This window comes from Chryseobacterium suipulveris, from assembly GCF_022811685.1.
Taxonomy (GTDB): domain Bacteria; phylum Bacteroidota; class Bacteroidia; order Flavobacteriales; family Weeksellaceae; genus Kaistella; species Kaistella suipulveris.
Map to the genome: position 1 here is coordinate 1088336 of NZ_CP094532.1, position 23019 is coordinate 1111354.

Annotated in this window: 23 protein-coding genes and 1 tRNA gene; 12 read left to right on the forward strand and 12 right to left on the reverse strand. The window is 40.2% G+C overall.

From position 1 onward, the window contains the following. The first annotated feature begins 144 nt into the window (after nucleotides 1-144). The 4 genes from lpdA (at nucleotide 145) to MTP09_RS05095 (ending at nucleotide 2886) form a co-directional block, all read left to right on the forward strand. On the forward strand, nucleotides 145-1548 hold the full coding sequence (gene lpdA / locus MTP09_RS05080; protein ID WP_243550943.1) for a dihydrolipoyl dehydrogenase: 1404 nt from the start codon (nucleotides 145-147) through the stop codon (nucleotides 1546-1548). A 124-nt stretch (nucleotides 1549-1672) separates the two neighbouring features. Next, nucleotides 1673-2179, forward strand: coding sequence for a Crp/Fnr family transcriptional regulator (locus tag MTP09_RS05085; protein WP_243550944.1), 507 nt, complete (start codon nucleotides 1673-1675; stop codon nucleotides 2177-2179). A 55-nt stretch (nucleotides 2180-2234) separates the two neighbouring features. Further along, nucleotides 2235-2507, forward strand: coding sequence for a DinB family protein (locus tag MTP09_RS05090; RefSeq protein WP_243550945.1), 273 nt, complete (start codon nucleotides 2235-2237; stop codon nucleotides 2505-2507). Nucleotides 2508-2727: 220 nt separating this feature from the next. Then, nucleotides 2728-2886, forward strand: a complete 159-nt coding sequence (locus MTP09_RS05095; RefSeq protein ID WP_243550946.1) for an RNA-binding protein — start codon at nucleotides 2728-2730, stop codon at nucleotides 2884-2886. An 18-nt stretch (nucleotides 2887-2904) separates the two neighbouring features. On the opposite strand, the gene MTP09_RS05100 is transcribed toward MTP09_RS05095, so the two are convergent. Then, the gene (locus MTP09_RS05100) at nucleotides 2905-3066 is read right to left on the reverse strand and encodes a KTSC domain-containing protein (protein WP_243550947.1); all 162 of its coding nucleotides are present in this window, start codon (nucleotides 3064-3066) and stop codon (nucleotides 2905-2907) included. Nucleotides 3067-3161: 95 nt separating this feature from the next. Here MTP09_RS05100 and MTP09_RS05105 point away from each other — a divergent pair, with 95 nt between their 5' ends. Beyond that, nucleotides 3162-3986, forward strand: coding sequence for a CvfB family protein (locus tag MTP09_RS05105; protein WP_243550948.1), 825 nt, complete (start codon nucleotides 3162-3164; stop codon nucleotides 3984-3986). Between the two features lie 32 nt (nucleotides 3987-4018). After that, a tRNA-Pro gene (locus MTP09_RS05110) sits at nucleotides 4019-4092 on the forward strand. A 15-nt stretch (nucleotides 4093-4107) separates the two neighbouring features. Here the strand turns inward: MTP09_RS05110 and MTP09_RS05115 are convergent. Together MTP09_RS05115 and MTP09_RS05120 are read right to left on the reverse strand one after the other, a co-directional pair. Then, nucleotides 4108-4455, reverse strand: coding sequence for a hypothetical protein (locus MTP09_RS05115; RefSeq protein WP_243550949.1), 348 nt, complete (start codon nucleotides 4453-4455; stop codon nucleotides 4108-4110). Nucleotides 4456-4531: 76 nt separating this feature from the next. Beyond that, nucleotides 4532-6310: an AMP-dependent synthetase/ligase gene (locus tag MTP09_RS05120; protein ID WP_243550950.1), complete on the reverse strand. Its 1779-nt coding sequence runs from the start codon at nucleotides 6308-6310 to the stop codon at nucleotides 4532-4534. 159 nt (nucleotides 6311-6469) lie between these two features. Between MTP09_RS05120 and MTP09_RS05125 the strand changes: the two genes are divergently transcribed. From MTP09_RS05125 to MTP09_RS05135, 3 genes are all read left to right on the forward strand, one after another. After that, nucleotides 6470-7609, forward strand: coding sequence for an acyl-CoA dehydrogenase (locus tag MTP09_RS05125; protein WP_243550951.1), 1140 nt, complete (start codon nucleotides 6470-6472; stop codon nucleotides 7607-7609). A 15-nt stretch (nucleotides 7610-7624) separates the two neighbouring features. Next, nucleotides 7625-7987, forward strand: coding sequence for a hypothetical protein (locus tag MTP09_RS05130; protein WP_243550952.1), 363 nt, complete (start codon nucleotides 7625-7627; stop codon nucleotides 7985-7987). A 68-nt stretch (nucleotides 7988-8055) separates the two neighbouring features. Further along, nucleotides 8056-9123 (forward strand): DUF2891 domain-containing protein, encoded by a 1068-nt coding sequence (locus MTP09_RS05135; protein WP_243550953.1) that lies wholly within the window; start codon nucleotides 8056-8058, stop codon nucleotides 9121-9123. A gap of 281 nt (nucleotides 9124-9404) precedes the next feature. Here MTP09_RS05135 and MTP09_RS05140 read toward each other — a convergent pair whose 3' ends face one another. The 8 genes from MTP09_RS05140 to MTP09_RS05175 form a co-directional block, all read right to left on the reverse strand. Continuing rightward, nucleotides 9405-9764 (reverse strand): response regulator, encoded by a 360-nt coding sequence (locus tag MTP09_RS05140; protein WP_243550954.1) that lies wholly within the window; start codon nucleotides 9762-9764, stop codon nucleotides 9405-9407. Nucleotides 9765-9772: 8 nt separating this feature from the next. Then, a complete protein-coding gene (locus MTP09_RS05145; RefSeq protein ID WP_243550955.1) occupies nucleotides 9773-10342 on the reverse strand; it encodes a chemotaxis protein CheB in 570 nt (189 codons plus the stop codon). Nucleotides 10343-10347: 5 nt separating this feature from the next. Further along, nucleotides 10348-11169: a CheR family methyltransferase gene (locus MTP09_RS05150; RefSeq protein ID WP_243550956.1), complete on the reverse strand. Its 822-nt coding sequence runs from the start codon at nucleotides 11167-11169 to the stop codon at nucleotides 10348-10350. A gap of 2 nt (nucleotides 11170-11171) precedes the next feature. Beyond that, nucleotides 11172-11546, reverse strand: a complete 375-nt coding sequence (locus MTP09_RS05155; RefSeq protein ID WP_243550957.1) for a response regulator — start codon at nucleotides 11544-11546, stop codon at nucleotides 11172-11174. 12 nt (nucleotides 11547-11558) lie between these two features. Next, nucleotides 11559-15143, reverse strand: a complete 3585-nt coding sequence (locus MTP09_RS05160) for a response regulator (protein ID WP_243550958.1) — start codon at nucleotides 15141-15143, stop codon at nucleotides 11559-11561. A 4-nt stretch (nucleotides 15144-15147) separates the two neighbouring features. Then, a complete protein-coding gene (locus MTP09_RS05165) occupies nucleotides 15148-16275 on the reverse strand; it encodes an ATP-binding response regulator (RefSeq protein ID WP_243550959.1) in 1128 nt (375 codons plus the stop codon). A gap of 190 nt (nucleotides 16276-16465) precedes the next feature. Then, the gene (locus tag MTP09_RS05170; protein WP_243550960.1) at nucleotides 16466-17473 is read right to left on the reverse strand and encodes a glycosyltransferase family 2 protein; all 1008 of its coding nucleotides are present in this window, start codon (nucleotides 17471-17473) and stop codon (nucleotides 16466-16468) included. Nucleotides 17474-17477: 4 nt separating this feature from the next. After that, the gene (locus tag MTP09_RS05175; RefSeq protein ID WP_243550961.1) at nucleotides 17478-18359 is read right to left on the reverse strand and encodes a lysophospholipid acyltransferase family protein; all 882 of its coding nucleotides are present in this window, start codon (nucleotides 18357-18359) and stop codon (nucleotides 17478-17480) included. Nucleotides 18360-18525: 166 nt separating this feature from the next. On the opposite strand from MTP09_RS05175, the gene MTP09_RS05180 reads away from it, so the two are divergent. Next, nucleotides 18526-19029, forward strand: coding sequence for a thioredoxin family protein (locus MTP09_RS05180; protein WP_396022250.1), 504 nt, complete (start codon nucleotides 18526-18528; stop codon nucleotides 19027-19029). Between the two features lie 30 nt (nucleotides 19030-19059). On the opposite strand, the gene MTP09_RS05185 is transcribed toward MTP09_RS05180, so the two are convergent. Next, nucleotides 19060-20421 carry an aldehyde dehydrogenase gene (locus MTP09_RS05185; protein WP_243550963.1) on the reverse strand — a complete coding sequence of 454 codons (1362 nt, stop codon included), beginning with the start codon at nucleotides 20419-20421 and terminating at the stop codon, nucleotides 19060-19062. A 58-nt stretch (nucleotides 20422-20479) separates the two neighbouring features. Between MTP09_RS05185 and MTP09_RS05190 the strand changes: the two genes are divergently transcribed. Next, the gene (locus MTP09_RS05190) at nucleotides 20480-21286 is read left to right on the forward strand and encodes an SDR family oxidoreductase (protein WP_243550965.1); all 807 of its coding nucleotides are present in this window, start codon (nucleotides 20480-20482) and stop codon (nucleotides 21284-21286) included. Between the two features lie 240 nt (nucleotides 21287-21526). After that, on the forward strand, nucleotides 21527-22954 hold the full coding sequence (gene purB, locus MTP09_RS05195; RefSeq protein ID WP_243550967.1) for an adenylosuccinate lyase: 1428 nt from the start codon (nucleotides 21527-21529) through the stop codon (nucleotides 22952-22954). The last annotated feature ends 65 nt before the right edge of the window (nucleotides 22955-23019 follow it).

Sequence of the window (23019 nt, forward strand, 5' to 3'; positions counted from 1 at the left end):
ATCGAGATTGCCGCGCTCCGCTGCGTTCCGCTCGCAATGAAGATGGATGCAAAAATCCCTGAAAATCCGTGCAGTCTGTGCGCAAAAAATCCGTAATTTTGTAAATCTCAAAAAACGATTAATAATATTCTTAAAAAAATAAAAATGAGTCAATTCGATGTTACCATTATCGGTTCAGGTCCTGGTGGTTATGTTGCGGCAATCAGAGCGGCACAGTTGGGTTTCAAAACAGCAATTATTGAAAAATATCCCGTGATGGGCGGAACCTGCCTGAATGTAGGATGTATCCCGTCCAAAGCGATGCTCGACAGCTCGGAGCATTTCGAAAACGCAAAGCATAACTTCGCCAACCACGGAATCATCATCGATGAGCCGAAAGCGGATTTGGCAAGAATGGTGGAGAGAAAAAACGAAGTTGTGGACCAAACCACCAAAGGAATTAAATTCCTGATGGATAAAAACAAGGTGACCGTTTTTGAAGGAGTGGGTAGCTTCGAATCGCCGACACAGGTTAAAGTGACGAAAAACGACGGTTCATCCGAAGTGATCGACTCCAAATACGTGATTATCGCAACAGGTTCTAAACCATCGAACTTGCCGTTCATCACTTTAGATAAAGAAAGAATCATCACTTCCACAGAAGCGTTGAAGCTGAAGGAAATTCCGAAAAAGCTACTGGTAATCGGTGGTGGAGTAATCGGGCTTGAATTGGGTTCCGTTTATTTACGATTGGGAGCAGAAGTGACCGTGATCGAATTTATGGATAAGATTATCCCTGGAATGGACGGCGCTCTGTCGAAAGAACTTCAGAAAGTCCTGAAAAAGCAGGGAATGAAATTCGAACTTTCAACCGCTGTTTCAGCCGTGGAAAGAAACGGAGACTCGGTGAAAGTAACCGCCAAGAATAAGAAAGGCGATGAGGTGACTTTCGAGGGAGATTACTGTTTGGTTTCTGTTGGTAGAAAACCTTATACAGAAGGACTTTCGCTCGAAAAAGCTGGAGTTGATCTGGACGAAAGAGGAAGGGTAAAAGTGAATGAGCATCTTCAAACCAATGTTGCGAATATTTATGCGATCGGTGATGTGGTTCAAGGAGCGATGTTGGCTCACAAAGCTTCAGAGGAAGGCGTTTTGGTCGTGGAACAGTTGGCTGGACAAAAACCGCACATCAACTATAACCTGATTCCTGGCGTAGTTTATACTTGGCCGGAAGTTGCGGGTGTCGGAAAAACCGAAGAGCAGCTGAAAGCAGAAGGAGTTGCAATAAAAGTGGGCAATTTCCCGATGAGGGCTTTAGGAAGAAGCCGTGCTTCAGGGGATTTGGATGGTTTCATCAAAATTATTGCCGATGAGAAAACCGACGAAGTTCTGGGTGTTCACATGATCGGAGCAAGAGCCGCAGATATGATCGCAGCAGCAGTAACCGCAATGGAATTCCGTGCAAGTGCAGAAGATATCGCAAGAATGTCGCATGCTCACCCAACATTTGCTGAAGCTATTAAAGAAGCTGCGTTGGATGCAACGGGTAAGATTGCGATACATATGTAAGAAAGAAACAAGAAACAAGGCAAAAGAGACAAGTAGGGACAGATCGCGATCTGTCCACCAAGCAAAATAGTAAAGGCGCGATTGATCGCGTCTTTTTTGGTAATTTGAAACCGCAATTTGTAAAATGAATGAAATTATCAATCTTTCTGAGGAAACAGTTATCCTTGCGAGAAAACAATTTTTAAATGTAACTGGAGGAATCAATAAAAACCTCTATTTTATAGAGAGTGGGAGCTTGAGGATTTTTGTGATGAATGATGATCAAGAGCAAATTGTTAGATTGGGATATGAAGGGAATTTTATCGTTGCATTAGATTCATTCTTGACAGGTAAGCCGTCAGAATTCCTCATTCAAGCAATTAAGAGAACAGTATTAAAAGTTATTACGAAGCAACAAATTGATGAGTTCCTAAAAGATGAATCCAATCAGAAACTTTGGACTGAAATACTGGAAAATATCATTATTCAAAAAATGGAAAGAGAGGTTGATCTTTTGACAAATTCTCCATCTGAAAGGTATGAAAGGGTATTAAAAAGAAGTCCCCAACTTTTTCAGAAAATCCCCAATAAACACATCGCCAATTATTTAAGAATGAGTCCCGAAACTTTATGGCGATTGAAAAAGTCTTGACTTCGATCAACAGTTATCAATTACCTGTTTCTGAACTTTGCCTAAAATTTAAGAAATGCAATCTGCGGAAGTAATAAAAACGGTTTCAGAACAAGCAAAATTGGTTATAGAAAAAGCGGAACAATTAGCGAACCTCGATCTTCGCACATTAACTTGGAGAAGTAATGAAAGCTCCTGGAATATTTTGGAATGCTTGGAGCATCTGAATTTATACGGTGAATACTATTTACCACAAATCGAGAACAAAATTCAGCATTCGACTCCAAAAGAGGATTTAGAATTTAGGAGTGGAATTTTGGGAAATTACTTTGTGCAGAGTATGAAATAGCGCGTAATGTCAGTTTGAACGAAGTGAAGATTCCTACATCTTTTTCGCGTTTCATCAGAATAAAATTAGGTGATACTTTACTTTTTCATATCAATCATATTCAGCGACATTTAAACCAAATTGAAAGAATACAAGCAGCACAAATCAAATAGCGGATAAATCACAGGTTTTACAAATGCAAACCAAAAGTTAAACGTTGGTAAAACAATCAAAAAAATATATGAAAGACTCGAATACCATCAAAGACGGCGATTTCTGCAAAGTCACCGACGGCACACATAAAGGAAAATCTGGAATTGCGACCGATCTGAACATGAGCATAACAGGACATTTGACGATTACGATGGTTCAGGAAAGCGGCGTCCGTTTTAAGACTTAGCTAAAAACGTTGAGGTCGTCAAGAAATAACTTCCCTTTTCTGAAAATTGAATCTTCCCTTGATGAATCGGTTGAGGAAATTTCCCTTTGAAAAAGAACTTCGGAAATTTTCAAAAACATTCTGTGGAACCTGGAAATAATCGTAAACTTTTCCCGAAACAAACATTACTGTAAGTATCATTTGCTCAGGATTATAAGAATATTTTCTGATGAATTGTGATGGCATATTCATAAGATTACAATTTCTATTCCAACCAATTAACCTAAATTTGCAGCATGGAAATCGGTAAAACACAGCAGCTAAAAGTTTCTGAGAAAAACTCGTCGGGATATATTCTGGTCGATGAACATGATTGGAAGGCGTTTCTTCCCAAAATATTTGTTCACGATGAAATGGACGAAGGCGACGAAATTGAAGTCTTCGTTTACCAGGACGACGGTAAACTGAAAGCAACCACCGAAAAACCTAATGCGGAAGTAGGGGAGTTTGCGGTGATGAGCTGTGTGCAGAGTTTGCCAAGTGGCGCATTTATGGATTGGGGAATTATCAAAGACCTCTTCATTCCCTATACGCAGCAGAAACTGAAAATCCTCGAAGGAAAAAGATACCTTGTGTACATCTACATCGACGAAAAAACCGGACTGATTACCGGAACCACGAAGTTTAAGCGAAACCCGCAATATGTCGATCTTCCTTTTAAGAAAGGCGATAAGGTGAACTTGATAATCATGGGTGAAAGCGAGCTCGGCTGGAACGTGGTCATCAATAAGCAGTATATCGGGTTGATTTATGCGTCGGATGTCTTTAAAAAACTATATCCGTTGTCGGAAGAAACAGGATACATCAAAACCATCCGTGAAGACGGCAAAATTGACGTTTCCCTTCAACCGCAAGGTTATGAGAACAATGACGAGTTCCAAACCATTATCCTGAAAAAACTGGAGCAAAACTATGGTTTGCTTTACCTTTCAGACAAATCCACTCCAGAAGAAATCAAGGATGAGCTGCAGATGAGCAAAAAGAATTTCAAGAAAGCAATCGGCGGTCTTTACAAAGACAAAAAGATTGAGATTTTGGAGGATAAAATCAGGTTGCTGTAAAACGAAATTTTCAGTAATTTTGCAGGATAATTCGGGATGTGGCGCAGCTTGGTAGCGTACTTGCATGGGGTGCAAGGGGTCGCTGGTTCGAATCCAGTCATCCCGACTTTTGTCTTTTAGATTATTCCTTCCTTACCAACAAAATCCAGTCGTCTTCTAAAAATTTGTAGCCAATGTCGTACACAAAGCGATATTCCGCGCCGTTCTTGTAAACACGAAGATTGGTGAAATAATCAAAGCTGAAACCTTCCGAGATTAATTTGTTTCTCGTCGTTTTTGCTTTGCCTTCGACGTAATTTTGTTCTGAAAGGATACGGTGGTTTTTGCGCAGCTTGTTGTTGATGTTGCGCATGAGGTTGGTCGAATCCTTGTTATGTTTGTTGTTGTAGGCGTTTCTGCAGCCGTCGTTACAGAATTTCTTGTCGCTTCTGCCGATGATTTTGTCGCCACATTCAAGACAGTTGCTCATGGTTGTTTATTTTATCAAATATAAAAAAAAATATCCGTTTGTAAGCGGATATTTTTTTGAAAATGACTGAATTGCGTTAAACTTCGTGACCGTACATCTTATTATAAAGTTTCAGGTATTTTTCTTTTACTGCTTTTCTCTTTAACTTAAGCGTTGGGCTAAGTTCGCCTCCGTCTATTGACCACGTATCTGGTGTAAGTTCAAATTTCTTGATCTGTTCCCAGCTTCCAAGTTTGGTGTTCAGGTAGTCGATTTCTTTACCGATTCTGGCTTTCAGTTCAGGACTATTTACAATTTCATCAGGAGTTTTTCCGATACTGATTCCCTTTCTTTCAGCCCAATTATGGATAAAGTTGAAATCGGGTTGAACCAATGCGCACGGCATTTTTTCGCCATCTCCGACCACCATAATCTGCTCGATGAATTTTGAAGCTTTTGCCTGGTTTTCGATTGCTTGAGGTGCAATATATTTTCCGCCGGAAGTTTTAAACATTTCTTTCTTGCGGTCGGTAATATGTAGGAATCCTTCCTCATCGATATGTCCGATGTCACCGGTTTTAAAATAGCCGTCTTCAGTGAAAGCTTCCCTCGTCATTTCTTCACTCTTAAAGTAACCTTTAAAAACTGAAGGTCCTTTCACCGTGATTTCTCCATCTTCCTGAATTTTCACATCCAGGTTTTCCAAAACATGTCCCACAGTTCCAACCTTTATTCTACCGAAACTGTTTACCGAAATTACCGGTGAAGTTTCCGTCAAACCATAACCTTCCAAAATCGGAATTCCAGCATTTTGGAACATTTTGTTTAATCTTGATGAAAGCGCGGCAGAACCGGAAACGAGCGTAATGATATTTCCGCCAAGTCCTTCTCTCCATTTGGAGAACACCAGTTTGTCGGCAATGATTTCTTTAAGTCCAGATGGTTTTCCGATATTCTGTTTTGCTTTATTAACGCCAAGTGCCCAAAGGAAAATTTTTGATTTAAGACCTCCAGCGGAAGTTCCTTTGTCATAGATTTTATCGTAAACTTTTTCGATCAGTCGCGGAACAACCGACATCAAATGTGGTTTGATTTCTTTGATATTGTCGCCCATTTTCTCGATGCTTTCAGCAAAGTTGATAGAGTAGCCGTTGTACTGATAAAGATAGAAAAGCATTCTCTCGAAAATATGGCATATTGGCAGGAAGCTCAGAATTTTGATGTCTTTGTAGTCAAGACCTTTAATTCTTGGAATTCTTGGATCTGATGCCAAAACATTGGAAACGATATTTTGGTGCGTAAGCATAACGCCTTTTGGTTTTCCGGTAGTTCCAGAGGTGTAGATGATGGTCGCTAAATCTTCGGAATTGATGCTTTTTGCTAAATCTTCAACTTCACCTTGGGTTGCCTCGTCTTTTCCCATATCGAGAATCTCGTTCCAGTTGGCTGCGCCTTCGATACTGTCGAAAGTGAAGATTCCCTGCAAAGAGGGCACATTCTGTTTGATGCTCATAACCTTCTCAAGTAAGTCTCTGTCGGAAACAAAACAATATTTTACCTCCGCGTTGTTGAAGATAAAGTCATAATCTTCGGGTGATATCGTAGGATAAACGGGGACAGATACAGCACCAATCTGGGAAATTCCCAAATCCATTACTGCCCATTCCGTCCTTGTTGCAGTGGTGATCAAAGCGATTTTGTCGCCCGGTTTAATTCCAAGTTTTAATAATCCCCTCGAAATCTTGTTTCCAAGGTCGATGTATTCCTGGGTTGATGTTTTCTGCCATTCGCCGTGGTATTTGGTGACGAACATGTCTTCTCTCGGATATTTCTGAAGCGCATTGTGAGCGAAATCAAAAGTCCTTTTTATTGTCATAATTAAAGTTTTAGCTAAGTTTTGTTAATGTTAACATTCAATTAATGTAAAACTATTAATTTTTTTTTGATCAGCAAAGCTGGCTAAAATCAATTTTCAATAAAATTTCCTAATTTTTAGAAATATTGTAATTTTACAGTCAAACAATCAATATACTATATGGACTTTAATTTATCAGAAGAGCAATTGATGATTCAGCAGGCAGCAAGAGATTTTGCACAGGCGGAATTGTTGCCCGGAGTAATCGAAAGAGACAACGAACAAAAGTTTCCTTATGAACAGGTAAAGAAAATGGGGGAGCTCGGCTTCCTTGGAATGATGGTGGATCCGAAATATGGCGGCGCCGGAATGGACAGTGTTTCCTACGTTCTCGCCATGGAGGAAATTGCAAAAATTGACGCTTCTGCTGCAGTGGTGATGTCGGTAAACAACTCGCTGGTTTGTGCAGGATTAGAAAAATTCTGCAATGAGGAGCAGAAAATGAAATACCTAAAACCTTTGGCGAGTGGAGAAGTGATCGGTGCATTTGCACTTTCTGAACCTGAAGCAGGATCTGATGCGACTTCGCAGAAGACAACCGCTGAAGATAAAGGCGACCACTATTTGCTGAACGGTATCAAGAACTGGATCACCAATGGTGGAAACGCTACTTACTATATCGTAATTGCACAAACTGATCCCGAGAAAAAACATAAGGGAATCAACGCCTTCATCGTGGAAAGAGGATGGGAAGGTTTCGAAATCGGTCCCAAAGAAGACAAACTGGGAATCCGCGGAAGCGATACGCATTCACTGATCTTTAATAATGTTAAAGTTCCGAAGGAAAACAGAATCGGTGAAGATGGATTTGGCTTTAATTTCGCAATGGCCGTACTGAATGGCGGTAGAATCGGCATTGCTTCACAGGCATTGGGAATCGCTTCAGGTGCGTACGAACTTGCGCTGAAATATGCGAAAACAAGAAAAGCGTTCCGTACCGAAATTATCAATCACCAAGCAATCGCATTCAAATTAGCAGATATGGCGACCCAAATTACTGCTGCAAGAATGTTGTGCTATAAAGCTGCGGTTGAAAAAGACGAAGGAAAAGACATTTCTGAAAGTGGAGCGATGGCGAAACTTTACGCTTCCCAAGTAGCGATGGACACCACGATTGAAGCAGTGCAAATCCACGGCGGTTATGGTTACGTAAAAGAATACCATGTTGAAAGAATGATGCGCGATGCGAAGATTACCCAGATTTACGAGGGAACTTCCGAAATCCAGAAAATCGTGATCTCTCGATCTATCTCTAAATAATAAAAATTTTGCGTCATGAAATATCTATGGATCACTTTACTTGCCGTACTCTTGGTTTTGGGCGGTTTCATTTGGTACAAATATTATTTTGTTTTTGGTGAAGGTGTGAAATCCGGAGTTCTGAATTACGCCGTGAAAAAAGGAAATATCTTCAAAACGTATGAAGGAAAGCTGATTCAGGAGGGTTTTGGTCGAGGAAAAACGGGCGCTTTAACCAGTTATGAATTTGAATTCTCTATCGAAAACGAAGAAGTGTTTAAACAGCTCGAAATGAACAGCGGAAAAACCTTTGACCTCCACTATAAAGAATATCATGGTGTTCTTCCATGGCGCGGAAATACAACTTATCTCGTTGACAAAGTTGTCAATATGAAGTAAGTCACATAGCAACTGTCATCAACAAAATCCTTTTGGTTAGTTCCGAAAGGATTTTCTACTTTTATGGAATGAAAAAGTCACTGCTTCTTTTCGTGTTCGCTGCAGTTTTTGCAAATTCCCAGCAGGTTCCAACCTTGACTGATGAAATTGCTTCAAAGTTGGCAGATAAACCGTTGAAATGCATCAACCAGGAATATCCCAATAAAACCGCTCATGTCATCAATGCTGAGAAAGATGCATTATTAACTCCAGCTCAGCTTCACCCGAGTTTTTACGGATGTTTTGATTGGCATTCTTCTGTTTATGGGCATTGGATGCTTGTTCGGCTTTTGAAAACAAAACCAAATCTGAAAAATGCCAAAGAGATTGAAAGTATTTTGGACGGTTCTTTTCGCCCGGAAAAAATTAAAGAAGAAGCTCAGTACTTTACCAAATATGAAGTGGCGACCAATTTTGAGCGAACTTACGGATGGGCGTGGTTGCTGAAACTGGACGAAGAATTAGCGACTTGGAACCATCCGAAAGCGAAAGAATGGCATTGCAATCTCAAACCTTTGACAGATGAAATTCTACGTCTTTGGAAACTGTATCTCCCAAAACAGACGTATCCCAACAGAACCGGCGTTCACCCAAATTCGGCATTTGCATTAGCGTTTGCCATCGATTGGGCAAGAGCGACCAACGACAGAGTATTCGAAAAACAACTCATCGAAAAATCAAAATACTTTTACCTGAACGACAGGAAAACTCCAGCTTACTTGGAACCCGACGGAAGCGATTTCTTTTCACCCAGTTTGCAGATCGCGGACTTAATGAGAAGGGTTCTTCCACAACAGGACTTCGTGAAATGGCTGAATCAGTTTTATGACAAGAGAAGTTTGAGCAACATCGAGCAGATTCCGATAATCAGCGACATCAATGATTATCAGACAGTACACTTGGTCGGACTTTCCTTTTCCAGAGCGTGGTGCATGAAAGGTGTGGCAAAATCGCTTCCCGAAAATCACAAGCTGAAAAAACAATTTCAACAATCAGCGGACAAATTTCTCGCCAATGCATTGCCGCTACTTTTTCAGGGGAATTACGGTGGCGACCATTGGTTGGCAAGTTTTGCGGTATATGCTTTAAATGAGTAAAAAACGATCTAAAAAAATTGTTTGTTGAAAATTATTAAATTTCTATCTGCTCATTAAAGGTTTCTTTAACGCAAAGATTAATAGTTTGGATAGAGACTTAGGAGACAAAGATGACGAATAAATTCGTTTTGAAGCGTTCGGTTAATCACATTCGCTTGCGAATAATTTCTTTGAACCCTAAAAATGTGATTTTATGATTGAAAACTTTGCGATTGGAAATATTAGAATATTGATTATCTTGTCGTTATATTTATAATCTCGTTGAGAAAAAAGGTAATTTCTTATTTCAAATACTTCACCGCGATCTCCTCAAATTCAAAAATATCAAATGGTTTCGCGATATATTCATCGGCGCCGGCTTGTTGGGCGAGATCCTCAATATTGCTGTTGGCAGAAAAATAGATGACGGGAATATTTTTCAGATCGGGATTGGCTTTGATTAATCTTGTTGCTTCAATTCCACTGATGTCGGGTAACCAATTGTCCATATAAATCAGGTTGGGCATGAAATCTATTACCTGTTGCTCGATATTATTAGTGGTGGGAGAAGTTCTTACTTCGCATCCCAAATCGTTTAGAATGTCGGTGCAAAGTTCCAGGATCTCGGCATTATCGTCAAATATAAATACTTTTTTGTTCATGTTTTCGGTCATTCTGATAATTGGTTGATATAGTTTGGCATTTCTTCAATCTGCAGAATTGCATCGGGTTCACTGTTTCTTGCTGCGTTTTCGGGCATAAATGGGGAGGTTGCAGATTCAGGATGCTGTACCAAAATCGTTCCGCCGTGTTCTTTTACTGTTTTTAATCCAACAGTTCCGTCGGTGTTAGAACCGGATAATAATAACGCAACCAGATTTTCTCCATATACATCTGCTGCGTTTTCTAAGGTGACATCAATTGCGGGACGGGAAAAGTTCACTTTTTCTGATGCATCGAGCGAAAATGTGCGGTCTTTTTCAATCAGTAAATGATAGTTTGGTGGCGCAATATAAATGGTTGAAGGCAATATTTTTTCCTTTTCTTCGGCTTCTTTTACCTGAAGTTTAGTTCTTGATTTTAGCAATTCGGTAAGCAAACTGTCCTGTCCTGGTTTTCGGTGGAGCACTAAAATAATCGGGAAACTGAGCACAGAATGAAGTTTCGGCAGTGTTTTGAGCAACACATCCAAACTTCCGGCAGAACCGCCAATAATCAGTGCTTCACAGTTTTTTTTCATTTTTGTTAATGAATTTTTCGCCAGATTTTTTGTGAGGTTATTCGTTCATAATTCTTAGAAACTGCCGAGAAATCAAGTGTTTCCTTTGTTCCCAACGCAATATAGCCAAACTTGTCGATACTTCCGTCGAAGAGTTCGAAAACCTTGTTCTGCAAAGGCCGGTCGAAATAGATAATCACGTTTCTGCACATAATCAACTGAAATTCGTTAAAGGAATTGTCTGAAACCAGATTGTGTGTCGAGAAAATAATTTTCTGTTTCAGTTCGTCTTTCAGTTTTCCGAGGGAATAATTGGCGGTGTAGTAATTTGAGAAATCTTCGGTTCCGCCCGCTGCAATATAATTCTCGGTGTAAAGTTGAATTTTATTTAATGGAATCATCGCCTGTGCTGCAGTTTCCAAAACGGCACTGTTGATGTCGGTGGCGTAAATCAACGCTTTGTGAAGCAGGTTGAGTTCTTTCAGAAAAATCGCGACAGAATACGCTTCTTCTCCCGTGCTGCAACCGGCAATCCAGATTCTGATGAATGGATAAGTTCCCAATTTTGGAAGGATCTCATTTCGCAAAGTCCTGTAAAACGCAGGATCGCGGAACATTTCCGTCACATTAATTGTGATTTCCTCCAAAAAACGGTTGAAGTATTTAACATCGCTCCTTATTTTATAACGGAATTCCGCAATGCTCACAAAATGATCCATCTGAAACAGCCGCGAAATCCGCCTCTTCAGTGAAGCACGCGAATATCCCGTGAAATCATAACCGTAAACTTCCAGCACATCGGCAAGAATCTCTTCTATATTTTCATCTGTAATTTGCGTTGTGTTCAATGTTATTTCATTAATTGGTCCAGAAGTTTTACCAGTTCATCCACATTTACGGGTTTCGAAACATATCCGTCTGCACCGGCTTTCAGACATTTTTCTTTGTCTCCCGTCATTGCCTGTGCAGTGATTGCGACTACCGGAAGGTCTTTTTGTTCGGGATTGCTTTTCATTTTTTTGATGGCTTCATAACCGTCCATTTCGGGCATCATCATATCCATCAGTACGATGCCGATATCATTGTTTTGAGACATTATTTTGAAACCTTTTTCAGCACTCGTCGCAGAAATGCAGTTGTATTTTTTGGCTTTCAGAACTGCTGTCAGTGCAAAAATGTTTTTGTTGTCATCATCAATGATGAGAATCTTTTTTGAATTTTTCATAAGATACAGTTGCTAAATTTTGTCGTAAAGCCAAACTCTTAAAAGTGAAACCAATTGGTCGATATCCACAGGTTTTGAAATATAGTCCGAAGCGCCCACAGCAATACATTTTTCTCTGTCGCCCATCATTGCTTTTGCAGTCACGGCGAGAACCGGGAGATTTCTAAATTGCGGCAATGTTCTGATTTCGCGGATGCTTTCGTAACCGTCCATTTCGGGCATCATCATATCCATCAGAACCACGTCGATTTTAGGTTCACTGTTCAGGATTTTCAGGGCTTCTTTGCCATCCATTGCAGGAATTACTTTCATTCCGTGAACTTCGAGTGCTTTGGTTATTGAGAAAATATTTCTCACGTCATCATCGGCAATCAGTACGGTTTTGTCTTTCAAGATATTTCGGAGTTCGCTGCCATTTGAAAAATCGCTGTTTCTTTCGTTTTTCTTCTTGCTTTTTTCTTCCACCAAATGAAGGAAAAGTCCAGCTTCATCCAGAATTCTTTGGTAGGAATGAGCCGTTTTTACCACAATAGAATCTGCATATTGCTTGATGCGGTTTTCTTCACCTTTAGAAAGGTTTTTACCTGTAAACACAATGATTGGCAAATTTTCGAGCCCTTCATTTTGCTTGATGGTTTCCAAAGTTTCGTATGCAGTTTTGTCGGGAACACCCATATCGAGAATCACGATGTCAACTTCACGGTTTTGAAGTGAATCGATACTGTCGGAAACATTCGTCGCAATTTCGGTGTTGATGTTATTGGACTGTAAAAAGAAACTTAATGCTTTGGCGTGCTGTTCGTTTTCTTCGACGATTAAAACTTTCTTCGGTGAACGGTTCAGCGCATCTTCCAGTTTTTTGAAAACAACCTGCATCTGTTCCAGCGCAAAAGGTTTATTGATGAAATCTACGGCTCCGCGCAACAGACTTTCCTGCTTCATTTTCATGGATGACATAATGTGAACAGGAATCGGTTTGGTTTCCGGGTTTGATTTCAAAGCTTCCATCACTTGCCAACCGTCCATCACCGGCAACTGAATGTCGAGGAGAATTGCAAGTGGTTTGTAATGTTTTGCCATTTCGAGACCTGTATCTCCCTGTACTGCTACGATTCCCTTATAATTTTTTGCTCTTGCAAAATCGAGTAAAATTTTTGCGAAAGGCGTATCGTCTTCAACAATCAAAATCACTTTGTCGCCTTCCTGAATATTGTCGCGGTCGTCATCAACCGGTTGTGGGATATTTGGTGAAAGGAATCTTTCCGGTTGTTTCTCAGAAGTATCGACAGGAATTATTTTTTCGATTTTTGGCTGTTCGATAATGATTTCTTCACTTACCTTTTCCGAATTTTCAGGAACAATCAAAGTGAAGGTACTTCCTTTTCCTTCGGTGCTTTCTAAAGTGATTTCGCCACCCAACAATTTCGCCAGTTCACGACTGATGGAAAGTCCAAGTCCCGTTCCGCCGTATTTTCTTTGGGTAGAACCGTCCGCTTGTTGGAACGCCTCAAACACCATTCTCACTTTGTCTTTGGCAATTCCAATTCCTGTGTCGGCGACTCTGAACAGGAATTTCTTTTTGCTCTCATCATTGGAAACGTGCAGGGTGATACTACCTTCCGAAGTAAATTTGATCGCGTTGGAAAGCAGGTTTTTCAGAATCTGTTCAATTCTTAGTTTATCTGTTTTTAAAACATCCGTCGTTCCGGGTTCGATTTCGATATTTAAATCCAAATTTTTGTCTTTTGCTAAAGGACTGAAAAGTTGTCGCATATCGGAAGTGATTTCCTGCAGCGGCATATCCTGAATTTCTAAAGTCATTTTTCCGGCTTCGATTTTAGAAAGGTCAAGGATTTCATCAATTAAAGTTAAAAGTCCCTGTCCTGAATTCTGCATCACTTCGGCGTATTCTACATATTGTGGATCCAAATCTTCGCTTTCGCTCATCAATTTTGAAAGGAGCAGGATAGAGTTGAGCGGTGTACGCAGTTCGTGCGACATATTTGCTAGGAATTCCGATTTGTATTTGGTGCTTTGTTCAAGTTCTGCAGATTTCTGCAATATATCGGCGTTTCGCTGTTCTATAAGTGCGTTTTTTTCTTCCAGAAGTCCTGTTCTTTCTTCGAGTTCCTGATTGCTCTGCATCAGTTCTTCCTGCTGTACACGGAGTTCTTCTTCGGACGCGAGAAGTTTCTGCGACTGTGCTTCAAGTTCGGCATTGATGTTTTCAAGTTCAGAATGTTGAGTCTGCAATTCTTCCGACTGCGCCTGAGTTTCTTCCAAAAGTTCCTGAAGCCGCATTCTGCTCTGCGTTCCAAAAAATGCGATACCGATATTTCCTGCAACCGCTTCAATAAATTGAAGTTGAAGCGGCGTGTATTCCTTCACTGAACCGAGTTCGATTACACCCACCGGAAAGTTGTAACGCTTGATTGGAAAGGCAATAATATTCTTTGGTTTTGTAGTTCCCGAAGCATAACTGATGGTGGTATCGATTTCAGAAATATCATTTACAAAAATTGTTTTTTGTGATTCAAATGATTGTCCGATAATTCCTTCCCCCGCTCTGAAATCTTTTTTCAAATCAGATTCAGTCATCGCGTGACTTCCGATAAGGTGAAGTTGACGGTTTTCATTTGCGAGATAAATGCTTCCTACAACACTTTCTGTCTTTATGATTAACCCTTCTAGAATATCTGCAGCGAGTTTTTCAAGAGATTTTTCACCCAGCATTCGGTCGTTCATTTTAGCGAGGGAAATGTTCAGCCATTCGTTAGATTTCAGCGTGTTGATCGATGTTTTCAGCGATTCTGCCATGGTTTTCAGTGAAGATGCGGTTTCGCCGAGTAGTTCTTCGGACTTTTCATCAATCAAAATATCGTATTTCCCGCCCGAAATCTGCTTACTGACGCTTTCTATTGCGGCCAAACGTTTTTCGGTTTCTCTATTTTTCACTTCAAGTTCGCTATTGAGATTATTTTTCTCGCTATAATCCTGAGAAACTCTGCGGAAGAAAATAAATGTAATTAAAAGCGCTAAAATTGCGGTAGTGACAATGAAATAAGGAGTAAAAGCCGCGAATTTCTCCATGGTCTCCGTTCGTGAAGCGAGCACTGCACGCTCTTCAGTCTGCATTGTGTTTACGATTCGGCTGATTTCATCCATGTGTCTTTTTCCGTCCAGCAACTGTCCTGTGGTAACGCCACCGTTCTTTCCATCGTTCAGATTTTCATCAAGGATTTCAAACCGGATTTCGATTTCTTTTTTCAGATCTTCAAGATTTTTTGCTTGGGCAGGAGTTTTGGCGATTTCTTTTGAAAGCGTATTCACACTTTCGTTCAGTTTTTCTTTTGCATTGTAATAAGGAGCCAGAAACCTTTCATTTTTGGTAAGCAAAAATCCTCTTTGGCCGGTTTCCGCATCTTTCATTAAAGAATTTACCTCATGAAGATTTTTAATAATCAGGTTGCTTTCCCTCATTAACTGAGCGCTTTCAATCAGGTTTTTTATGCTTGAATATGACGCGATTGAACTGATCAGTAGCAGAAGTACCGAAAGTCCAAGTCCGAATAGCAGGTTTTTTTTGAATGACATCATAATCTTAGTTTTGTTCAATGTTTACAGGATTCACAGGTATTGTAAAATAAAATTCTGAACCTTGATCCAGTATGCTTTTTACACCAATTGTTCCGTTGTGGCGTTCGATGATTTCACGACATATATACAGTCCGATTCCCAATCCCTGAAAGCGTTCCGAGGATTCTTCAACACGGTAGAACTTATCGAAAATCTTTTTCTGATGTTCCTCGCTCATTCCGATTCCGAAATCTCTAACGGAGCAATAAAGTTGGTGGTCTCTTATTTCTGATGTGATATGAATTTCATGAGTTCCCGGCGAATATTTAATGGCATTGGTGATGAAATTTACCAAAACCTGTTCGATACGCATTTCATCGCCATAAATTTCCTGATTCACCTTGTTTTCAACCACAAAGTTAATTTGCGGATTTGCCTGCTGCATTACTTCCAAAAGATGATTGATGAGCGAACTGCACTCGAAATATTTCATATTAAACATCAGTTTTCCGCTCTCAATTTTAGAAATATCGAGTAGGTCGGCAATCAGAAGATTCAGTTTTTCAACCTGATTCTGTACTTTATGGATTCGGGTTTTTATATTTTCGGTTTCGCCTTTGTTGATGCTTCTTTCCAATAATTGTAGATATCCTTTCACGCTCGTCATCGGAGTTTTCAGTTCATGACTTGCAATACTGATAAACTCGTCTTTCTTTTTTTCGGCTTCTTTTCGGTATTCAATTTCCTTTAGAAGTTTGGTCTGCATTTCGTTCAGCGCGCGGCTTTGCTCATAAATTCTGTAAAAAGTTTTCACCTTTAGCAACAGAATATTCATATCCACCGGTTTGCTGATATAATCCAGCGCTCCCGAAGAATAACCGCGGGTAATCAGATTAATATTCGGAGTCGCTGCCGATAAAAAAATAATCGCAGTTTCTTTAGCTTTACTGTAACCCGAAATCGTTTCGGCCACTTCAAAGCCGTCCATTCCAGGCATCTGAACATCGAGAATGATGAGAACATACGAGTTCTTTAACACTTTTTTTAGTGCTTCCTCGCCTGAAGACGCCGTGTCAACCTCAAAATTATTTTTTTCGAGAACTTTTTTTAAGGAAATAATATTTTCCGGAGAATCATCTACAATTAGAATCATTTAGAAATAGCGATTGGTTATAAAAATGCCATCAAATATAGCGAATTGTGGGGGAATAGGATGGCAAAAATTATTCCTTTATTTTATAAAAAGAACAAGGATAATCACAATTTGTTAATTAATGATCGAAAAAAGTAGGGCAGAAGTACCTATTAAGAAGCAACCTATTTCACAAAATAGATTCCCGAATTTAGCTTCCAAGAAAATGTTTGAAAATCAACCACTTTGATTGATAATATTTTTGTGTTTGATTTTTTCCGCGCCTTCGCCATGTTTCAGGAGCTTGTCCGTAGAATCCGAAATGCGCTCGAACTACAGCCCAAAGGTGAGCGAAACCATCTTTTAATCCAAAGCGAATTCCAGCTATTCCGTCTAAGCAAAGTCTGAAAAAAATCAGCCAAATTAATTTTGGAAATGGAAGATTCTTCAACATCATTGAGAGATTATTCCTGAAATTGAGATACGTTTTTTGTGGATTCTGTTTGCTTAAAGTGCCGCCACCAACATGATAAATCGTAGATTTATAAGTATAGAAAATTTTCCTTCCCGAATTCTTCAATCGCCAGCAAAGATCGATTTCTTCCTGATGCGCGAAAAACCTTTCATCAAAACCATTTTGGGAATGAAATGCTTCTGACCTTACGAACAAACAGCATCCTGAAGCCCAGAAAATTTCACACTCGTCATCGTACTGACCGCGGTCTTCTTCAATATTTTCAAAAATTCTCCCTCTACAATAAGGATAACCAAGATTGTCGATGAAACCTCCCGCTGCTCCTGCAAATTCGAAAAAGTTTCTTCGGTTGTAGTCAAGGATTTTTGGTTGTACAGCAGCAATTTCCGGATCTTTCTCAAAAAGCTGCAGAACGGGATCGATCCAGTTTTCTGTAACTTCAACATCGGAATTGAGTAGGCAATAAATTTCGGCATCGATTTTTTTCAATCCCTCGTTGTAACCTCCTGCAAAACCGAGATTTTCTTTATTAATAATGATTTTAACCGATGGGAAATTAGCTTTCAGAAATTCCACAGAATCGTCGGTAGAACCATTGTCGATAACAAATATTTCAGCACTCACCGAATGTTGAATCACGTTGGGAAGAAATTTTTCGAGCCATTTTTTCCCGTTCCAGCTCAGGATCGCGATTGCTAATTTTTCAACTGGCTTTTTGCCGACTGCTGAGTACTGGTTGTTCATTTTGTCAAACATTTTCATCCATCACCTTAATCGCACTTTGGTATTTCCATCTTCGGTGCGACCACAGGTAATTATCGGGATTTTTGTGGAGGGAATTTTCGAGCATTTTGTGAAACTTTTTCACCACCTCAAAATCGGTGAATTTGTCGCCATCCGGTTCAATCCGGAAATAATTAACTTGGTAGAAACCGCGCTTCACTTTTTTCATATCGCAGTACACGAAAGCCAAATCCATTCGTGTCGCAAGTTTGTCGTACCCGATGAAGGCGGGAGTTTTTTGGTTAAGGAAATTTAGCCCGTAACTTACATCTGCAACGTGCGGCGTTTGATCGGCAACAAACATATAGATGGAGTTTCCGTCGTTTGGATTCCTGAAAATATGGCGGATTACATCACGCGCTTCCAACGACTGGTTTCCGAAACGGTTTCGGATATTCTTTATTTTTTCTTCCCAAAAACCGTTCTGCACCTTTCTGTAAACAGGGTAGGAGTTTTCTTGCGGTACGATCGAAGCAAGTGCGGTGTACCATTCCCAGTTGAAAACGTGTCCAGCAAGCAGAATCATATTTTTTCCCTCGTCATGCGCTTCCCGGAAAACGTCTTGATTAATGTGCTGAACTCTTACCCGCAATTCCGTGTTTGAAATCGTGAACGATTTGAAGGTTTCAACAATATAATCGGCAAAGTTGATATAGAATTTTTTGGCGATTGACTTGATTTCCTGATCAGATTTTTCAGGGAATGATTTCGTGAGGTTTTCGATGACCACTTTCTTTCTGTAACCCACGACGTAGTACATCACGAAAAAAATGATATCTGAAAACAGATAGAGGATTTTTAACGGTAACCTTGAAAAAAATAATGCTATGCCAAAAAGAAAATTCATAAACTGCCCACAAATTTAATCATAATAAACTTCTGTTGGTTCAAAATTTGCTATTTTGCAGGAATTTTAATCTAATTTTAAAGTAATGAACAAGATAAAATTTTTCGCGCTCTCTTCATTACTCATCACCGGTTTCGCCTGTTCGCAGAAAACCGACGTAGTGAAAATGGGAACGCCAAAAACCGATAAATCACTTATCGTGGAAGCAGATAGCGCGGCAATAGCCGAAGCCAAGAAGAAAGCAGCCGCAGAAGAAAAGGCAAAGCTCCCGAAACCTTATAACGACAAAGAAAATGCGGAAGAGAAAATCGCAGAATTGGTAAAAAAAGCACAGACAGAAAACAAAAATATCATTTTGCAAGCCGGTGGAAACTGGTGCATCTGGTGTCTTCGTTTCAACAATTTTGTGCAGACAACCCCCGAATTAAAGGAAATTGTGGACAAGAGCTACCTGTATTACCACCTGAATTATTCGCCCGAAAATAAAAACGAAAAGGTTTTTTCTAAATACGGAAATCCCGGTGAAAAATTCGGTTATCCTGTTTTTATCGTGTTGGATAAGAATGGAAAACAAATCCACACTCAGGACAGTGCAGTTTTGGAAGAAGGGAAAGGATACAGCGTAGAAAAAGTCAAAGCTTTCTTCAACGAATGGATTCCGAAATCATAAAAAAAACGTGGGCTTTCCCACGTTTTCTATTTAGATCACTTTCTTGATCCAGCGCAATTTCTTTTCTGAATAAGGTGGATATTTAAAATACGGTTCGCCCCAATTGGCTTTCTCCAAAACTGATTTTTGGTGAGAAAATGTATCAAATCCGGTTTTGCCGTGGTAACTGCCAATTCCTGAATTTCCCACACCGCCGAAAGGAAGATGGTCATTGCTTAAATGCATCACCACGTCATTGATACAGCCACCACCGAACGAAATTTTTTCGGTAAAACTTTTTTTCTCGTCAGAATTTGTGCTGAACAAATAGGCAGCGAGTGGTTTTTCGTGTTCGGAAACGGTTTGAAGCGCCTCATTAAAATTCTTATAAGTCAAAACGGGCAGAATCGGTCCGAAAATTTCTTCCTGCATCACCGCGTCATTCCACGTCACGTTGTGCATAATCGTAGGTTCGATGTATCTTTTTTCACGGTCAAAATTTCCGCCGAAAAATACCTTTTCCCGATCGATGAACTGAACCAGTCGATCAAAGTTTCTGTCGTTGATAATCCGTGTATATTCTTGTGAATCTGGTTTGTAGCCAAATTTATTGATGTTGGATTTCAGGGAATCAATCAAAGTGTCCTTAATTCTTTCATCGACCAAAATATAATCGGGAGCGACACAGGTTTGCCCCGCGTTCAGAAATTTTCCCCAAACGATTCTTTTCGCAGCAACTTCGATGTTCGCGTTCAATGTTACAATCGCAGGACTTTTTCCGCCGAGTTCCAAAGTGACGGGAGTTAGATTTTTCGCCGCGGCTTCATATACGATTCTCCCTACTTTCGGACTGCCTGTGAAAAAAATCTTGTCGAATTTCATTTTCAGGATTTCGGTAATTTCCTCGACACCGCCTTCCGCAACGAAAATATATTCCGCAGGAAAATTTTCATTAATGATTTTCGCCATCACCTTCATTGTGTTTTCCGCGATTTCGCTGGGTTTTAGGATGCAGGTGTTTCCCGCGGAAATTGCAGCAACCATCGGTGAAAGCGAAAGTTGGTACGGATAATTCCACGCGCCGATTACCAAAGTATTTCCAAGCGGTTCCTGATAAATTTTACTAGAACCCGGAAGATTCGCAAGATTGGTAGAAACTCGTTTGGGTTTTGCTAAAGTATTGAGGTTTTTCAGGTAATAGTCAATGTCGTTGAGGACAAAAGAAATCTCGGTAGTAAAAGTGTCGAACCTCGATTTGCCGAAATCTTTATCAATTGCGTCGTATAGCAGTTCCTCATTTTTTGTGAGGACTTCCTTCAGTTTTTCAAGCTGTCTTTTTCGGAATTTTAGGTTTTTCGTTTTCTGCGAAGCGAAAAATTCTTTCTGTTGTGCGAGGATCTCTTGAAAATTCATTACTTTTATTTCTTAATTCATTACAAATTTAGACCAAAAAAATAACTTTTATTATAACATGGATTTCAAAAATAAAACAGTGCTCATCACCGGTGGATGCTCGGGAATCGGTAAGATCGTGGCAAGAAAATCTTTGGAACGGGGTTGTTCGAAACTCGTGATTTGGGACATTAACGAAGAAGGACTGATCACCACAAAAGCAGAACTTTCACGACCAGGAAACGAGATCTTCACCTTTAAAGTTGATGTTTCCCAACTTGACGAAATCCGTATCGCCGCCCAAAAAACCAGGACTGAAGCTGGAAAAGTTGATATCCTTATCAACAATGCGGGAATCATTGTCGGTAGATATTTCCACGAACATTCCCACGAGCAAATCCAGAAAAGTATGGTGATTAATGCCGATGCGTTTATGCACACCACTTTGGAATTTTTACCCGATATGATGAAGGAAAATTCGGGTGCGATCTGCAGTATCGCGTCTTCTGCCGGCTTAATTTCCAATCCCAAAATGTCGGTTTATGCGGCTTCGAAATGGGCGGTTGTCGGTTGGAGCGACTCATTGCGGCTGGAAATGGAGCAGCTCAAAAAAAATGTTTCGGTCACCACGATTATGCCGTTCTACATCAATACCGGAATGTTTGATGGGGTAAAATCCAAACTGCTTCCGATTTTGGACCCCGAGAAAACCTCGGAAAGAATCATCAAAGCCATTGAGCATAAAACAAAAATGTTGGCAATGCCGCTTCCTTATTGGTTCATTCGTCTGTCGCAGGGAATTCTACCACTTCCGGCATTCGATTGGGTCATGGAAAACGTTTTCGGAATTTACGATACGATGAAGGAATTCACGGGTCGGAAATAAAAGTGGCAAGTTTTGGATTTATCTAAATTTGACATAGAATAATTGTTGTATCGGAAATTTTCTTTACCCCTTCCCTAAAGGATGGAAATTTTCCAACAAAATAAACCTTAATTCGCCCCCTTTAGGGATTGGGGTAATCGAATTAAGGTTTGTTTCAAAATCTTAACAACTCACAAAATTCGGTTTTAATTTCCTGTTTATTTTCCTTAAATTTGTGGGTCTAAAAAGTAAAAAGAAAGAATGAATTCCTACAAAAACCCGCTTGAAGAACGCTATTCAAGTGAGGAAATGCTGTATAACTTCTCTCCAGAAAACAAATTCCGCAACTGGCGGAAACTCTGGATCGCGCTCGCTGAAATCGAGAAAGATCTGGGACTCGATATTTCTGAAGAACAGATTGCAGATCTTAAGAACAACGCTGAAAACATCGACTATATAAAAGCTGCGGAATACGAAAAAAAGTTCCGGCACGATGTGATGGCGCATGTACACGCATACGGCGACGTTGCGCCCGCTGCAAAAGGGATTATTCATTTGGGAGCGACTTCCGCATTTGTTGGAGACAATACTGACTTGATCCAAATCCGCGACGGATTGTTGCTCATCAGAAAACAATTGGTGAACGTTATCAAGAATCTGTCGGATTTCGCACTGAAATACAAAGACTTGCCTACACTTGGTTTCACCCATTATCAACCGGCGCAATTAACCACCGTCGGAAAACGCGCAACTTTATGGCTCCAATCTTTAATTCTCGATTTTGAGGAACTTGAATTTTTCCTTCAAACATTAAGATTCCGCGGTGTAAAAGGAACAACTGGAACTGCGGCGAGTTTTCTTGAATTGTTCAATGGCGATTATTCCAAAGTAAAACACCTTGATAAGGAACTTTCAAGACGTTTCGGCTTTGATAAAGTTTTCGGCGTTTCCGGACAAACCTACGACAGAAAAATTGACGCAAAAGTAGTTTCGCTTTTGTCGAATATCGCGCAGTCTGCCCATAAATTCACCAATGATTTACGGCTGTTACAGAATTTGAAGGAAATCGAGGAACCGTTTGAAAAGAACCAAATCGGTTCTTCTGCGATGGCGTATAAACGAAATCCGATGCGTTCCGAAAGAATCGGTGCATTGGCAAAATTCGTGATATCGCTTTCCACAAGTTCCGCAATGGTGGCTTCAACGCAGTGGTTTGAAAGAACTTTGGATGATTCCGCCAATAAGCGTCTCACGATTCCGCAAGCGTTTTTGGCAGTCGATGCGATTCTTCTGATCTGGAACAATATTATGAATGGAATCGTGGTGTACGAAAACCGCATCCACAAACATATCATGGAGGAACTTCCGTTTATGGCGACCGAATACATCATTATGGAAGAGGTAAAAGCGGGAGGCGACCGACAGGAAATCCACGAAACCATCCGTATCCATTCGATGGAGGCGAGCAAAAAAGTAAAAATCGAGGGAAAAGAAAACGACCTGATCGAAAGAATCATGAACGACAATTCCCTGAAAATGGACAAATCCAAAATAATGGAGGTGCTCGATCCGAAAAACTTCATCGGTTTTGCACCTATCCAAACAGAGGAATTCATCAAAAACGAAGCGCAGCCAATTTTCGATAAATATGCCGACGAAATCGGCTTGAAAGCTGATTTGAAAGTGTAGATTAATGCAGGCGGCTTCGTCTGCATTTTTTTGTTGACCACGAAGTGGTCAAATTTGAATTGCCG